This is a genomic window from Sorangium sp. So ce296 (assembly GCF_051529605.1).
Classification (GTDB): domain Bacteria; phylum Myxococcota_A; class Polyangia; order Polyangiales; family Polyangiaceae; genus Sorangium; species Sorangium cellulosum_D.
Genome location: NZ_CP150325.1, coordinates 13,118,103 through 13,133,464, shown reverse-complemented (window position 1 = coordinate 13,133,464; position 15,362 = coordinate 13,118,103). Strand labels below are relative to the sequence as shown.

9 protein-coding genes are annotated in these 15,362 nt (G+C 72.5%); 5 read left to right on the top strand and 4 right to left on the bottom strand.

The window, feature by feature from the left end:
- Window positions 1-71 precede the first annotated feature (71 nt).
- The gene (locus WME98_RS48495; RefSeq protein ID WP_437948334.1) at window positions 72-944 is read right to left on the bottom strand and encodes a Fic family protein; all 873 of its coding nucleotides are present in this window, start codon (window positions 942-944) and stop codon (window positions 72-74) included.
- Here WME98_RS48495 and WME98_RS48490 point away from each other — a divergent pair.
- Window positions 937-2,313, top strand: coding sequence for a hypothetical protein (locus tag WME98_RS48490; RefSeq protein WP_437948333.1), 1,377 nt, complete (start codon window positions 937-939; stop codon window positions 2,311-2,313). The two genes, WME98_RS48495 and WME98_RS48490, sit on opposite strands and share 8 nt — an antisense overlap.
- Here WME98_RS48490 and WME98_RS48485 read toward each other — a convergent pair.
- The gene (locus tag WME98_RS48485) at window positions 2,297-7,579 is read right to left on the bottom strand and encodes a protein kinase domain-containing protein (protein ID WP_437948332.1); all 5,283 of its coding nucleotides are present in this window, start codon (window positions 7,577-7,579) and stop codon (window positions 2,297-2,299) included. The genes WME98_RS48490 and WME98_RS48485 overlap by 17 nt on opposite strands.
- A 268-nt stretch (window positions 7,580-7,847) precedes the next feature.
- On the opposite strand from WME98_RS48485, the gene WME98_RS48480 reads away from it, so the two are divergent.
- The gene (locus WME98_RS48480) at window positions 7,848-8,147 is read left to right on the top strand and encodes an FtsB family cell division protein (RefSeq protein WP_061625815.1); all 300 of its coding nucleotides are present in this window, start codon (window positions 7,848-7,850) and stop codon (window positions 8,145-8,147) included.
- A 429-nt stretch (window positions 8,148-8,576) separates the two neighbouring features.
- Window positions 8,577-10,202 (top strand): hypothetical protein, encoded by a 1,626-nt coding sequence (locus tag WME98_RS48475; protein ID WP_437948331.1) that lies wholly within the window; start codon window positions 8,577-8,579, stop codon window positions 10,200-10,202.
- 103 nt (window positions 10,203-10,305) lie between these two features.
- Here WME98_RS48475 and WME98_RS48470 read toward each other — a convergent pair whose 3' ends face one another.
- Entirely contained in the window at window positions 10,306-10,467 is a 162-nt protein-coding gene (locus WME98_RS48470) for a hypothetical protein (RefSeq protein WP_437948330.1), read from the bottom strand.
- Window positions 10,468-11,197: 730 nt separating this feature from the next.
- On the opposite strand from WME98_RS48470, the gene WME98_RS48465 reads away from it, so the two are divergent.
- Window positions 11,198-12,754 (top strand): M57 family metalloprotease, encoded by a 1,557-nt coding sequence (locus WME98_RS48465; RefSeq protein ID WP_437948329.1) that lies wholly within the window; start codon window positions 11,198-11,200, stop codon window positions 12,752-12,754.
- Between the two features lie 127 nt (window positions 12,755-12,881).
- Here WME98_RS48465 and WME98_RS48460 read toward each other — a convergent pair whose 3' ends face one another.
- Window positions 12,882-13,664, bottom strand: a complete 783-nt coding sequence (locus WME98_RS48460; RefSeq protein ID WP_437948328.1) for a hypothetical protein — start codon at window positions 13,662-13,664, stop codon at window positions 12,882-12,884.
- A gap of 462 nt (window positions 13,665-14,126) precedes the next feature.
- Here WME98_RS48460 and WME98_RS48455 point away from each other — a divergent pair, with 462 nt between their 5' ends.
- Window positions 14,127-15,245, top strand: a complete 1,119-nt coding sequence (locus tag WME98_RS48455; RefSeq protein WP_437948327.1) for a DUF1566 domain-containing protein — start codon at window positions 14,127-14,129, stop codon at window positions 15,243-15,245.
- Window positions 15,246-15,362: the final 117 nt, after the last annotated feature.

Sequence of the window (15,362 nt, the reverse complement as noted above, 5' to 3'; positions counted from 1 at the left end):
CGGCCCCGGGCGGGCGGCGCGCGCCCCGTCCGACCGGAGCGGGGCTGCCTCCGGGGCCGCGCTTCGCTGTCTCAGCTGACGAAGGCGCGTTTCCGCGTCTCATGCTCATCGAGGAGCTTCTCGACGCTCGCGAGCGCGTTCTCCACCGACTCCTGCACCATCTGCAGGACCGTCGTCGCCGAGCCCTTCAGCGCCTCGTAATAGCGCTGCCGCTCGGTCGAGTGGATGATCGACGGGGGCAGGCCGGTGCGGAGCAGCAGCATGTTCATGAACAGCCTCGCGACCTTGCCGCTGTCGTTCGGGAACGGATAGACCCGCAGCAGATCGTAGTGCGCGCGCGCCGCGATCCGGATGCCGTTCCGCGTCTTCCGCGTCTCGGGGTCGTTCAGCCAGTCGATGATCTGCCGCACCTTGTAGGCGATCTTGTCCGGCGGGGCGTACTCGTGGAAGTAGAGCCGGTGCTGGGGGATGTCCTTGCGGTATTTCACCGTCTTGAGGTCCCCCTCCTCCGGGTGGAGGATCAGGTACAGCTTCTTCACGCAGTCGAGCGTGATCGGCGCCCGCTTGTTCTCGCCCTGCTCGCGCACATAGACGATGGCCTCCTTGTGGCGCCGGATGTCATCGTACGTCGGCTGAAGGCTCGAGTCCGTCACGAGCGGCGCCGGGCCGCTGAGGGCCGCGCGCAGCTCGTCGAACGTGTAGACGACGCCCTCGAGCGCGCTGTCGTGGTAAATCCACGACATATCGAGGCTCTCGATATAACGCCGCCGGAAATCGTCCGACTGCGCGTTCAGCCGCTGCTCGATGATCGCGCTGCGCTCCTCGATGGTGGCGCGCCGCGGCGGGGGCAGCATCGGCAACGGCAGCGTGACCACCCGCGGGGGCTCCCGGAGCGGGACGCGGCGGCGCTCGATCGACGACGCCGGGCCCTTCCCCTTGACCACGCCCGGCCGCACGCTCTTCTTCTCGGCGGCGGGCTTGTCGCTCGCGCGCTGCGGCCTGTCGCTCGCGCGCTGCGGCTTGTCGCTCGCGCGCTGCGGCTTGTCGCTCGTCCGGCGCGGGCGCTCGGCCTCGACCGCCGCTTCCTGCTCCCCGCCGTGCTTGAGCTTCAGCCGCTCCTTCAGCCTCGGCTGCTCGTCGCCGAGCCTCAGCTTCTTGCGGAGCTTCTTCGGCTCCGCCGCCGGCGAGAGCGCCCGCTCGGAGCGCGCCGCGATCTTTCGCCTGACGAGCCTCGGCTTCGCGGCCTTGACTCGCGCCAGCCTCGGCCGCGTGGCCTTGACCCGCGAGGTCTTCGTCTTCGCGGCCTTGGCGCGCCGCGCCCGCCCGGCGGCCGCCCTCGGCTTCGCGGCCCTGGCCTTCTTCGCCGCCCGCGGCTTCGCGACCCTGGCCCGCGTCGCCCTGGCCTTCGTGGCCTTGGCCCGCGCCGTCTTGGCCCGCGTCGCCTTGGCCTTCGCGGCCCTGGCCTTGACCTTCGTCGCCCGCGCCTTCGCCCTGGCCTTGGTGGTCCTGAGCTTGGCGGCGGCGCGCGTCGACCTCGCCTTCGTCCGGGCGGCCGACTTCTTCGCCTTGGACGCGCTGGCTCGCTTCGCCGCGGCGCGTGTCGCCTTCTTCGCCTTCGTGGCCGCCGATTTCTTCCTGGCGCCCGTCCGGGTTGCCCGCGCCGGTGCGCGCGTCGCCTTGCGCCGCGCCGGTGCCGCCGACTTGCGGGTGGTCGCCCGTTTTGTCGTCGCCTTCCGGCGCTTGGCCGCCTTCACGGCAGCGGTGCGTCGCGCAGCAGGTCGAGAGGACGCGGCCTTTCGTTTAGGCTTTCGAGCGGCTGAACGGGCGGCGGGCTTCGCCTTCCGCGTCCGCGCCGCAGGCGCGGCTCGCCTCGAGCTCGCCGCGCTGGCCTTGGTCGCTCTCTTCCGGTCTTTTTTTGAAGTTTTTCGGGTCTTCTTTGCCGCCATGGGCGTGCTTTCACACGATCGCTCAGGCTGCCCGCTGCCATGCTGCGGCGAGCTAACGTACATCCAAAAGGGGCCTAATGCCGGCCCGCAGCCTAGCAATTTGCTGATTTATCCGTCAACCAGTCCGGTGCAGAAGTGGGCCGGAACCGACATGCGTGAGCTGGATCGTCCACGATCCAGCTCGGCCGCTCTGCCAGGCAGCGCCCGCGGTGCGCGGGCCAGGCAGCGCCCGCGGTGCGCGGGCCGGGCAGCGCCCGCGGTGGGCGCGGGCCGGGCAGCGCCCCGCGGCGGGCGCAGGCGGGGTCGCCCCGCGATCGAGCGAGAGCGCTCCGCGGCCCGGCGCTCGGTGCTCAGCTGTCGACGTTGATCCCGAGCCGCTTTCGGATGGCGAAGTACTCCTCGCTGACCGCGTAGAGCATGAGCTCCTTGAGCCGCTCTTTCTGGGGCACAGCGGCGCTCGCGTCGTCGGCCGCCTTGATCATCTCCTGCGCCAGCTCGAGGTCGTTGGCGAGGAGGAACCCGGCTCGGTCGGCCGTCAGGTCGACGCCGGAGACCCAGCGCTTCAGGTCGATCGCGCCGGCCTGGAGGAGCTTGGTCACGATGCTCGCCAGCTGGTCGCGCGCCGGCCCCACGATGGTGGGATCCAGGACCGCCAGGTTCTCCTTCACCGGCCCCTCCAGCTCCTTCGTGATCGGGAACGTGGGTGAGATCAGCTTGATCGCCGCGAACAGCCAGGCGCGCAGGCCGGTGCCCGTCGGCACCAGGTGGCGGAGGTACATGCCCGGCCGGTAGTAGGTGAGGTGGCGCGCCGCGATGAAGGCGGCGGCCTGGGTCGGCAGATCCATCTGGAGCGCCGCGGCGCCGAGCACGATCGCCGGCACGTGCGCGTGGAGGAACGAGACGCCGCCGCCGTCGTTCGGGTTCTGGAACGTGACCGGCGGCTCGAGGCCGAGGACGCCCGCCGCGTAGTAGAGCGTCTGCGACATCGGGTAAGGGTGGCGCGAGAGATCGATCTGGTAGGCGAGCTGGTAGCCGAGCTCCTCCAGCGACTGCCCGTTCTTCCGCAGCACGGCCGGCTCGATGGCGCCGAAGATGGCGGTCAGGAGCGGATCGGCGTCCGGGTGGACGAGCGCGGTCGCCCACGCCTCATCGTCGAGCGGCTGCTGGGCCGCCGCGGCCGTGTCCGGGCGCAGCCGCCGGAAGAAGCGCTCCTCGTCGGGCTCGGCCGCGTTCAGGCAGCAGAGCGCCTGGCAGAGGCAGAAGGCGGCGTCGGCCCGCTTCGTCTCCGTGTACATCTTCCGCAGCAGCCGGTAAGCGTCCGGCTTGTAGGGGGAGCGCCGCAGGATCGGGAGCTGCGCGGCCACCGCCTTGTCCAGGTACTCCGCCGGGTTGCTCGCGTAGAGGTTCGCCAGGAGCTCGTTGCGCTCCTCGTTGTCCGGATCGAGCGTCTGCGCCGCCTCGTAGGCGTCGATCGCCTCGCTCATCCAGCCGAGCTTGTCCTTGTAGACGGCGCCCAGCCGGTCGAACGTCTCGAGCATCTTCGCGGTGTCGTTCTCCTCCGTCGCCCGGTCGAGCTCGACCTTGAGCAGGCGCTCCACCTCCTCGTGGTCGCCCTTCTCGGCGCGGAGCTCGATCGCCTCGGCGAGCGCCCGGGTGAGGGACGGATCGAGCTCCAGCACCTCGTCGTAGAACTGGGCCGCCCGGTCGAGATCGCCGAGCTGCCGCGCGCTCACGATCGCCGCCGTGTGCAGGTACTTCGCCTTCTGCCGGCTGTCGTCGATCTTCGCGGCGAGCTTGAGGACGATGTCGATGAGCTTCGACCAGTCCTTCTCCTCGCTGTAGAGCTGCATCAGCTTGGTGAGGATCTTCCGGTCGTCCGGCCGCTCGTCGAGCGCGGCCACGTAGCTCTTCGCCGCGCGCGTCCGGTCGTGGAGGTGCGTCGCGAGCAGGTCGCCGATCTCGAGCAGGAGCGCGCTCCGCTCCTCGCCGGTCACCACGTCGAGCCGCCGGTGCTTGAGCCGCGCGACCTCTTCCCAGTCGCCCTTAGCCTCGAACACCCGGGAGAGCAGGGCGAGCGGGGCAGGGGACTCCGGGACGAGATCCGCGGCGTCGTTCAGCGGCGCCACCGCGCCGTCCGGGTCGCCGGCCGCGAGCCGCGCCTCGCCGAGCCGGAGGAGCGCCTCGGCCCGCTCCCGCTCCGGCAGGCCGGCGCCGAAGCGCTCGACGAGGCGCTCGTAGAGCTCCGTGGCCTCCGTGGCCCTGCCCGCGTCGAGGTTGACCTTCGCGGCGCGCGACAGCGCCGCCGGATCGTCCGGCGCGAGCGCGAGCAGCGCCTGCACGGTGCCGATCGCCTTGCCGCTCGAGCCGCTCTTGCTGAGCGCGTCGACGTAGCGGAGCAGCAGCTTGAGCCCCTGCTCCCTCGGCAGGGCGTCGACCCGGCTCGAGAGGAGCTCGTAGTGCCGCGCCGCCTCGAGGAAACGGCCGGCCTCGAACGCGAGATCGCCCGAGATCATGAGCCCCGGTACGCCCGTCGGATCGAGGTCGACCGCCCTCGTGGCCGCCTCGGCGGCGCGCGCGTCGTCCTTGAGGCGCTCCCGCAGCACGAGGGCCATCTCGCCGTAGAGGCGGGCCTTCGTGAGGTTGCCCTCGGCGACCTCGGCCTCGCGCGCGATGAGCTCGACGGCGCTCGTCGCGTCGCCGCGGGCGAGGTAGGCCGCGCGCAGCGCCGAGGACGCGCCCGCGTTCTGCGGCTGCGCGTCGAGGGCCATCTTGTACCGCTCGATCGCCCCGTCGCGATCGCCCTTCTCCTCGAGCATCTTCGCCGCGCGGATCCAGAGATCGGCCCTGCTCTCCGCGGTCTTGGCGGTCGCCGCGAGCGACTCGATCGCGCTCAGCGCCGCCGCGGCGTCGCCGGTCGCGGCCCGCACGTGCGCCAGCGACTCGAGCGCCCCGGCGTGGTGTGGGTCGATCGCGAGCACCCGCTCGTAGGCCTTGCGGGCGCGCTCGGGCGAGCCGACCTGCTCGAGCAGCACGCGGCCCATCGCGAGCAGGAGCTCCTCCCGCCGCTTGTCGTCGGGCACGATGCCGAGCTGCCGCTCGTAGAGGGCCACCACGTCCTCCCACCGCTCGAGGGCGCGGTAGTGCCGCCCGAGCGCGGCCAGCGAGCCCTCGTGCGCGCCGTCGATCTTGAGGATCGCCTCGAGGGCCTCGGCCGCCTTCGCGTGGTCGAGGAACTCCTCGTCCTGGATGCCGGCGATCCGCTCGTAGAGGTTGATCTTCTGGCGCGGCGTCGCGCTCACCTCGATCTGCCGCTCCAGGTTCTGGAGCAGCTCCTGGTAGCGCCCGGCGCGGCTGTAGATGCGGTCGAGCCCGCGCAGGGCGGTCAGGCTGGTCGGATCGAGCTCGAGCGCCGCCTCGTAGCGGCGCGTCGCCTCGCCGAGGTCGCCGAGCCGGTCCTCGTAGAGCTCGGCGAGCCTGCACATCGCGTCGACGCGCTCCTCGCCCCGCAGCGCCTCCGCGCGGCGCTCGAGGATCTTGGCGTAACCGGCGTGGTCCTCGACGCGCCGGTAGATCCGGAGCAGCGCGTCGCACGCCTTCGTGTGGCCGGGGTCCTCGGCGAAGATCTGCTCGTAGAGATCGCGCGCGCGGCCCGCGTCGTTCAGCTTCGTCTCGAGGAGCTCGGCCGCCGCGGCGCGGAGATCGCGCGCCTCGCCGGGGGTCGCGGCGCGATCGGCCCGCGAGAGCAGCACCTGGACGAGCTCCTGCCACTGCTGGGCGCGGCGGTAGACCTGCGCCAGCCCCTCCAGCGCCTTCTCGTTCGCCGGGTCGAGCCCGAGCACGAACTGGAAGCACGGGATCCCGAGGTCCGCCCGCGCGATCTTCTCCGCGTACCAGGGCCCGAGCCGGTTGAAGAGCGCGATCTTCGGCTCGGCGGCCATCGCCTCGTCGGTGCTCGCCTGGCTCAGGATCTGGAGCGCCTCGGACCAGACCTTCATGTCGTTGCCGGCCGCGCGCTCCAGGTCGACGGCGTACGCGTCCTGCTCCGGATCCTGGGCGAGCGCCTGGGCGAAGGCGAACACCCCCTGGTCCTTGTCGTCGAGCTCCCGCACGTAGAGGTGCCCGATCTCGCTCAGCGCCCGGGCGCGCTCCCCCGCGCTCTCGGCGCGCTCGCTCCGCTGGAGGAGCATCTCCACGAGCTCCTCGTGCTTGCCGAGCGCCTTGCGGAGCTCCTCGAGCGCGCTGAAGGCGACGTCGTCGCCCGGGTCGAGCTCGAGGAGGCGCAGGTAGACGGCCTCCGCCTTGTCGTGGAGCCGCCCCTTCTCGTGGATCCGGGCCGCCCTGTAGTAGAGGAGCCGCTTCGCCGCCGCCTGGTCGCCGCCCGCGGCCGCGTCGACCTGCTCGGAGGCCGTCACGAGCGCCTCGGCGACCCGCCCCGGGTCCGCCCCCCGGTCGACGGTCGCCTCGACGGCGAGCGCCAGGTCGGTGTCGGTCGGGGTCGCGACGAGCCGGTCGATCAGGTCGTTCAGCTCGGCGTCGCCGATCGCTGCCCCCTTCTGCTGCGGCTTGCCGAGCGGCTCGACCGCGTCGAGCGCTGCGCGCGCGCTCCGCGGCCGGTCGTCCGGCGCCTTCGCGAGCAGGCGCGCCGCGAGCTCGTCGATGTCCTTGCCCACCCACCCGCGCGGCGCGACCGCGCCCGGCGCGGGCGGCGGCTCGGTGAGGTGCGCGACGGCCACGTCGACCGCGGCCGCGCCCGAGAACACGGGCTTGCCCGTGAGGAGCTCGAAGAGCAGCGCGCCGAAGGCGTAGAGATCGCTCGCGGGGCCGACGCCCTCGCCGCGCAGCTGCTCGGGGCTGGCCGTCTTGACGAGCTCCGGGCTGGACCACCCGGCGCCCAGCCGATCGCCGCCCGCGTCGACGAGGATCGGGAGCGGCTGCCCCTCCTCGCCGCGGGCGACGAGCACGTTCTCCAGCTTGAGCGCCCCGTGGACGAGGCGCTGCTCGTGGAGCGCGGCGAGCCCGCTCAGGATCCCGCGGAGCAGCGGCTTGGCCTCGTTGATGTGGAGCGGCCCCGATCGCGCGAGGCGCGCCGACAGCGGGAGCCCGTCGACGTGCGTGTAGGCGACGAACGCCCGGCCGCCCACGAGCCCGGCATCGACGCCGCTCGCCAGGTTCTCGTGGTGCACCTGCGCGGCGAGGCGGACGTGGGTCAAAAACCGGCGCACCGCCCGGCTGTCGCGCGTCACCTCGCGCCGGAGCACCTTGAGCGTCCGCGGCTCGGTCCCCCGCGTCGCCGCGTAGACGAGGCCTCGCGGCCCCTCGCCGATTTTTCTCGTGATGATGTAGTCGCCGAACGCCTCGCCGGGCGCGAGCTCCTCGGGCAGGCTGATCCCCTGGGCGCCGAGGGCGCGGACGCGCGCGTCGACCTCGGCGCGTGAGGCGATGATGGCGTCGAGCAACGCCTCGATGGCGTCGACCTCGACGCAATGGTCCGTGAGCGCGCGTGCGAAGGAGGCCTTGGAGGCGTTGCCGCCGATCTCGGCCGGGCTGAAACCGAGGAGGTCGGACGACAGGGCCATCATTTCATCGAGCGAAAAGAGGCGCTCGAGCTCGCCTCGGACGATATCAATGGACATGGGTCTCCTCGGGCCGAGCCCTCGTGGCGGCGCGCGCAGCGGGCCTGCCGCATGACGGGACGTGCGTCATGCTAGCGAAGCTTGCGGCGCCATGCGACCTCCGACTCCCTCCGGCGCCGGCATCGCCCCGGGCGGCGCTCGACGCGGGCGCGGCCGGCGCGTGGCCGCGCTTCACCCTGGTTGCCGCGCCGAACCCCGGTGGAAGTTAACGCGGAGTTGCAGGAACCCTGGAGGAAAGTTGACAGGAGTGCGGGTGATGTGCGAGCGGATGTCCGTGCGTCGAATAGCGCAGTTCCTCGAGCGGACCCTCCCCATCGCGGTGCTCGTCGTGGCGGTCGTGGGCGCTCCGGTCATGATCTTCTCGCCTCAGGGCCTGCCTCGCCTCCGGGAGCTCGAGAGAGAGCTCGCCGACGTCGAGGAGGAGAACGCCGAGCTCGGGCGGCAAATCGAGGCGCTCCGCGGCAAGGTGGCGCGTCTGCGCGACGATCCGACCGCCGTGGAGAGGATCGCGCGGGACAACCTGGGTCTCGTGCGGCAGAGCGAGGTGGTCTTTCAGTTCTCCCGCTGACGACTCGGGGTCTTCTGGCGCTCTCCAGGCCTCGTGTCGTATCGGACACCAGCGCTCCTCCGCCGGGCGCCCCGCATGATCGGGTGAGCTCGCCCGCCGCTCGGCGCCGCGCTGCCGCCGCGCCTGCGCCCTCCGAGCGCCGCCTCCGCGCTTGCGCCCTCCGAGCGCGCCGCCGCTTCCACCCGCCGCGGCGCTCCGAGCGAGCGGCGGCCGCCCCGGCGCCGCGCCCTCCGCGCCTCCGAAGCGCGCCGCCGCGCGCCGGCCGCCGGCCTCGCGGCGCCGCTGGCGAGGCGCGGTCGGCCGCCCGCGCCGCCCGCGTCTCCTTATAGGGAGATCCGGCGCGCCGCTCGCGCGAAGGCCCCGGCGTCCGTCGTGGCCGAGCGCGGGGCGCTGCACGCTGGCAGCGCCCTTTCTGGTATCGTGCAGCGAGTGTCGCTAGACCTGGGCCGCCTCCTCATCTCCGCCGGCGCCGTCTCCAAGGCTGAGGTCGAAGCCGCCCTCTTCGTGGCGGTCCTGCGGGGCATCTCGTTCCCCCGCGCCCTCATCGACCGCGCCGCCATCACGGAGCGCGCCCTGGAGGCGGAGCTCGAGCGCCGCGGCGGCCTCGCGCTCCGGCAGGTCGTCGGCGCCCGCGATCTCGTCGCGCGCCTGCCGCGCGCCATGTGCCGCCGCCTCGGCGCCGTCCCGATCCGCGTCGACCCCGGCGCCGGCACCGTCGACGTCGCCGCCGCCGATCCGCTCGACCGCCACATCGCCGACGAGTTCAGCTTCCACCTCGGCGCGCCGGTGCGCATCTACCGCGCGCCGATCACGGCGATCGAGGAGGCCATCCGCGCCCTGGAGCTCGACGAGCGCGAGCAGGTCCCCGCCCGCTCGCGCCGCGCCACCCCGGCGTTCCCGCACGGCGCGCCCCAGTCGACCATCCCGCCGCCGCCGTCTTACGAGGTGCCCATCCCGCTCATCCGGCGCGCCGCGGTGCCCTCGTTCGACGAGCCGGGTCTCCACGAGCCGCCCAGCGGCAAACCAGGCCGCCGCGCTCCCGCGCACAACGGTCACGCCCTGCTCGCCGAGGCGCCGTCGTCGCAGGAGGAGCCGATCTTGCCGCTCCGCCACGCCAAGGCGGCGCCCGGCGCGCGCGGCTCTCCCGCGAGCGCGCGCGGCCCGCTGGAGGCCGAGCGCAGCGCGGGCGCGCGTCGGGCCACCCTGCGCGCGCCCGCGGACGTGGAGCCGCCGGCCGTCTCGTTCCCGCCGTCTCCGCCCGTGGAGATCTCCCCCCCGTTCAAGCTGCTCGCCTCGATCATGCCCCAGAGCTCGCCTGCGCCCGAGCGCGGCCCGGACAGCGGCGGGCGCGAGCCGGCCCCCTCGACGCGTCGGCTCGGCCGGCTGCCGCTCGACGCGCCCTCCGGCCTCGCCCCGGCATCGCGCCGGAGCGCCGTGGACGCGGAGGTCCCGCCGCTGCTGCGCCGCGGGGGTCGTCCCGAGGGCGCCGCGCCGCCGTCGAGCCTGCGCGCCGGGCGGCTCCCGGCGCTGCCTCCCGCGCCCGAGGAGCTCATCGATCCCCTCGACGACGACCCGCCGCCGCAGCCGTTCGTCGATCTGAGCGACGTCATCGACGCGCTCTACCTCGCGCGCACGCGGGACGATGTCGTCCGGCTCGCGCTGCGGGGCCTGCGCCTGTTCGCGCGGCGCGTCGCGATCTTCGCCGCGCACCGCGGGGTCTTCCGGGGGTTCGCCTGCAACGCGGAGTTCGGCGATCAGGAGGCGCTGCGGAAGCTCACCCTCCCGATGGATCAGCCGAGCATCCTCGCCACCGCCGTGGCGACGCACCTCTACGTCGGGCCGATCCCCGGCACGCCCACGCACGCGCCGCTGCTCGACGTCATGGTCAACCCGAGCCTCGACGTCGCCGCGGTCGCCGTGCAGGTCGTCGGCCGGCCCGCGATGATCCTGGTCGCCGACCGGATCATCGACACCGCGAGCGGGTCGCGCCGCATGGTCGAGCTCGCGCGCGCCGTGGGCGAGGCGTTCAGCCGGATCCTCTCCGCGCGCGGGTGAGCGCGGCGCGGTCGCGGCGCTCGATGCGGGGCCGCGTCGACCGCATGCGCGCGGCGGGCGGCGGCGCGCGCAGCGCTCGTTCCTCATTCCTCCAGCGACCTCCTCACGATCGCGGCGGCGTCTCCTCGAGCTGCCGCGGCGGCATCTCCTCGAGCGGCGGCGAGCGCATCGCCTTGAGCGGCGGCGAGCGCATCGCCTTGAGCGGCGGCGAGCGCATCGCCTTGAGCGGCGGCGAGCGCATCGCCTTGAGCGGCGGCGAGCGCATCGCCTTGAGCGACGGCGAGCATCGTCCTGAGCGACGGCGAGCGCACCGTGGAGGCGATCGTGGCGCTCGAGCGGCGCCGCGCTGCGCGCGATCCTGAACGAGCACCGGCAAGCGACCGTCATCTGAACGCGGGTCATCTCGGTAGGTGAACGCGGGTCATCTCGGTCGACGCCTCCGGCCGCTGCGCTCCGGCGTGCTGCGTCGCCGCTGCAGAGACGGCGCGATCTCGCCGGGCGCCTGCGGCAGGCGCTGGCCTCCTCGCGGACCGCACACTGCTGCCGCGTGCATCGCTGCCGCGTGCATCGCTGCGGCGCGCGCTGTTGCCGTGGCGCAGGCCGCGCGCCGCTCTCGCGCCCGCGCGCATCGCGCCCGCGCGCATCGCGCCGCAGGCGCCGCGTTGCAGGCTTGCGCGCCGTGGCTTTCATCCGCGCAACGAAGACAGGAAAATCCCGATGCTTGTCGAGGTGCAAGTGCGCGTCGCCTGAACTCAAGAGGTGTGATTTTCCAGTGTGTCGGTCCCGGACGATCTGAGCGGTTTGCATGTCACAGGAATTTTCCTGTGACGGGGGAACCCCGTGCGCTCCTTTCGAAATTTTTTACAATCCGGAACCCTTTTTCTGAACGGCGGTCAGATTTGGCTATCCGACTGAGGGTCAAATCGGGTTAAGGCATTTGGGTCTCATCGAGTTCGCGTAGACAGCGTGATTCGCCTCCCCGAAAGGAGCTTCAAATGCATCCTGCAAAGCCGCACCAGAGCAATGTGGTCACCCGTAAGCTCGCCGTGGTGATCGCTGGTTTGACCGCTGCTGCGGCCGGTTGCTCGGCAGACGTCGGCGACGGTAGCACCGAGGCAGTCGGCACGAATCAATTGGGATTTGACGACTTCGAGCGGACCGTCTTCCGCGAGGCTGACACTGGCATCTACATTGTTAACGGGGACACGCCTGTCGTAGATATCAAGCATCTGCGCGAGTTCTGGGAGACGCATGTGCGCGATGGTGCGCTGATCGTCAACCAGTCCGGGGGCAGCGACATTGTCTGGACGACGGAGCAGCGGCGCAATCTCACCTACTGCGTGAGCACGAGATTCGGGGGCAACTACGAGTCCGTCGTCGCCGCGATGGCGTCGGCCGTGGAGGCGTGGGAGGAGGTCGCGGACGTCGACTTCATCCACGTGGAGTCCGCCGACTCGAACTGCACGTCGAGCACCAGCAGCGTCCTGTTCGACGTGAACCCCGTGAACGCGGGCGGCCAGTACCTCGCGCGCGCCTTCTTCCCCGGCCAGTCGCGGTCGTCGCGGAACGTCCTGATCGACAGGACCGCTCACAACAGCTCCCAGCCCGATCTCACGGGCATTCTCCGCCACGAGCTGGGTCACACCCTCGGCTTCCGCCACGAGCACACCCGTCCTGAGTCGGGCGCCTGCTTCGAGGACGACAACTGGCGCGCCCTCACCGCGTACGACGGAGCGTCCGTCATGCACTATCCCCAGTGCAACGGCACCGGCGACAGGACGCTCAACCTCACGGAGAAGGACATCGCGGGCGTCCAATCGCTCTACGGCGCCCCCGGCGGCGGCGGCGGCGGCGGCGGCGGCGGCGGTGGTGGCGGCGGCGGCGGCGGCGGCGGGGGCGGCGGCGGCGGCGGCGGCGGGGTGCCGACCACCGAGACCTTCAGCGGCCGCGTCGCCCGGGGCGCGTTCGACGCGGTCGGGCCCGCCGAGGGGATCGAGGTCGTGGCCGGAACGACCCTCACCGTGGTCATGACCGGGACCGGGGACCCCGACCTCTACGTGAAATTCGGCGACGCGCCGACGGCGCGCTCGTTCGACTGCCGGCCGTACCTCAGCGACGCCAACGAGACCTGCACGCTCGAGGTGCCGGAAGGCGAGACGAGGGCCTTCATCAAGGTGCACGGCTACACGGCGTCGAACTTCGAGATCGAGGTGAGCTACTCCGCGCCGGGGGCGGCGGAAGGCGGCGGCACCGCGACGTCCACGAGCTTCGAGGGCAGCATCTCGCGGCGCGAGACGGCAGCCCACGGGCCGATCGCGGTCGTCCCGGGCACGACCTTCCGGGCGGTGATGAGCGGCTCCGGGGATCCCGATCTCTACGTGCGGTTCGGCGAGCAGCCGACGCTGAGCGCCTACGACTGCCGCCCCTACCTCGACGGCGCGGACGAGACGTGCGAGCTGACGGTCCCCGAAGGTCAGTCGGAGGCCTTCCTCCTCGTGCAGGGATACACGGCCAGCACGTACACGGTGAACGTCGACTACACGACCCCGTGAAGCGGAGAGGATCCGGGAAGTAAAGGCGATCCGTCTCGCGGAGAGACACCGAGGAGAGCGGGCGCTCGTCTTCGGTGTCTTCCGCGATCGCGGCGCGAGCGCGGCGCCGGATCGCCCGCGGGTGGGCTCACCCGCAGCGCGAGGGAGCCACGGCGCCGCTCCCCCCCGCCTCGCAGGCCGTCGCCGACGCGGCGGCGCCGAGCGGGAGGGAGGTGATGAACTCGTCATCGGCCGACAGCGCCGCGTCGCCGAGCACCACGAACGTGTCGCGACCGTCCTCGACGACCAGCTGATCGCTCAGGACGGCGTGGCTCTCGGCGGTCCCCTCGTCGAACATGCGGACGCTCGGCGCAGCGAGCGCCGCGCGCCGGGCGACCCACGCCGCGACCGGCGTCACGATCGAGCCCACCGGCGCATAGATGGTGGCCTCTCCGGTCGGGATCCGGACGAAACCGGAGGCGCGGCCGGCCCTGCGGAGCATCGCGGCGCCGTGCTGCGGATCGAGGATCATCCGCTTCACCACGCCGGCGGCGTCGCTGAGGGAGACGTCGGCGTAGACGAGGCGACCCGAGGGGTCGAGCTCGGCGTACTCGCGGAGAACGCCGCCGGTCGGGGGCGCGCCCTGCGCCGCTGACCCCTGGCCGGCGTCGGCGGGCGAGAGGCGGGTCTCGCTCGAGAGGGTCTCCGACCCATCCGGCCGGATCGCCCGCTCGACCCGGCTCTGCGCGCTGGGGCTGCCGAAGAACGTGTAAACCTTCTTCTCGGCCCGCTCGATCGATTCGCCCGGGAGGCAGGCCGCTGCCCCTCGAGCGACCCGATCCCCGACCGAGCTTGTCGCGCCGTCGCTACAGCCCACGAGCAGGCTGCCCGTGAGCGCGACCGCGAACAAAATGGAGGTGCGTGTGCTCATACCCACTCTTCGCCGCAGCCTCCTGTTTATTTCGCGCTCGCTCCGTTTTTCGCGGCTGCCGGTTTCGGCTGGCGGAGCGCGCGGCGAAAACGTGCGGCGCGCGGCGAAAACGTGCGGCGCGCGGCAAGAGCGAGCGGCGAGCGGCGAGCGACAAGTGACAAGAACGAGCGGCGAGCGGCGCGCGGCAAGAGCGAGCGGCGCGCGGCAAGAGCGAGCGGCGCGCGGCAAGAGCGAGCGGCGAGCGGCACGGGCGCGCGGCGAAAGGCTGGGGGGACAGCGCGCGGCAGGGGCATCGCGAACGCGCGGTGGGCTCGGCGCAGGCAAAATTCGCGGAGAAAGCGCGGCGGGCGGGCCGTCGATGAGGACCTGCACCGCGGGCTCGCCTGCGAGGAAATCGATCTCTGCGCCCCGGTGGATGGTAGGCTGCAGGCCCGGATCCATCACGGACGCCGCCGCTCGCCCATGCCGAACGAGACCCCTCACGCCCATCGCTCCACCCGGCTGCTGGCCGCGCTGCTCGTGGAGCTCGTCGCGCTCGCCGGATGCGTTGGAGAGCCCTTTCAGGTCGGTTACGGCGCCGGGGCCGGGGGAGGGACCGGCGGCGGAAGCGGCGGGAGCGAGCCGATGGGCGGCGGCGGGAGCGAGCCGATGGGCGGCGGCGGCACCGGAGGAGGGACCGGCGGAGGGCCGCCCACCACCGAGGTGACGTGGCCGGACTCGCCGACGAGACGCTGCTCCGACGGGACGATCGTGCTCGAGGCGTGCCCGGGACCGTCGGATCCCTTCTTCGGACAGGACGGCAACTACGAGATCGCCGTCCCCTCCTACACGGAAGGCGACGGCACCGTGAAAGACTCGGTGACCGGGCTCACGTGGGAAAAGGTGACGGAGAACGGGCTGTTCACGCTGGAGGGCGCGCTGGAGCACTGCACGACGCTCAGCGCCGAGCAGGTCAGCGGCATCGCGACGTGGCGCCTGCCGACGCGGCGCGAGCTCGTCTCCATCCTGGATTTCGGCCACACCACGGCGTTTCCGGACATCTTCTTCACGAGCACCCAGGACAGCTTCTACTGGTCCGCGACCGACGTCGCCGACGACGACAGCTATGCGTGGGGCGTGCTCGCCGCCGACGCGTCCGTGGGGTTCTTCCGGAAGGACATGTCCGGCGCGCGAGCGCTGTGCGTCGGGGGCGAGGGCGGGGTGGAGTCGCCCGATCTGTCGTTCGGCGAGGAGTGGGTGCTCGATGGGCGGACGGGGCTCGTCTGGGAGCGTCACGCCTCCCTGACCCGCTTCATCTGGAACGGCGCGCTCGCCCACTGCGAGGAGCTCACCCTCGCCGGCAAGGGCGACTGGCGGCTGCCGAGCGCGAAGGAGCTGCTCTCGATCGTCGACGATCGACGCTCGGGGCCGGCGATCGACCCGGAGGCCTTCCCGGGGGCGCCGTCCGACGTCTTCTGGTCGTCGACGCCCGCCATCGGCAGCGCCGACAAGGCGATCCTCGTCAACTTCACGAACGGCACATCGCAGGACCACTCGGTCCGCGATCGGCGGCTCACGCGCTGCGTCCGCTCCGACGGGTGAGCGCCGCCCCAGCTCCGCCCGCCAGCAATCCCCGGCGGGATTTCTGACACGCGGAGCGGGCCGCGCGCTCCCTGCCGCGATGGCCGCCGCTCCGCGACCCGGGCCGATCCGCCGTCC

Coding starts and splice junctions, on each gene's coding strand:
- WME98_RS48480 (WP_061625815.1), top strand. CDS start 7,848: ATGTCCGTGCGTCGAATAGCGCAGTTCCTCGAGCGGACCCTCCCCATC.
- WME98_RS48485 (WP_437948332.1), bottom strand. CDS start 7,579: ATGTCCATTGATATCGTCCGAGGCGAGCTCGAGCGCCTCTTTTCGCTC.
- WME98_RS48460 (WP_437948328.1), bottom strand. CDS start 13,664: ATGAGCACACGCACCTCCATTTTGTTCGCGGTCGCGCTCACGGGCAGC.
- WME98_RS48455 (WP_437948327.1), top strand. CDS start 14,127: ATGCCGAACGAGACCCCTCACGCCCATCGCTCCACCCGGCTGCTGGCC.
- WME98_RS48470 (WP_437948330.1), bottom strand. CDS start 10,467: ATGCGCTCGCCGCCGCTCAAGGCGATGCGCTCGCCGCCGCTCAAGGCG.
- WME98_RS48465 (WP_437948329.1), top strand. CDS start 11,198: ATGCATCCTGCAAAGCCGCACCAGAGCAATGTGGTCACCCGTAAGCTC.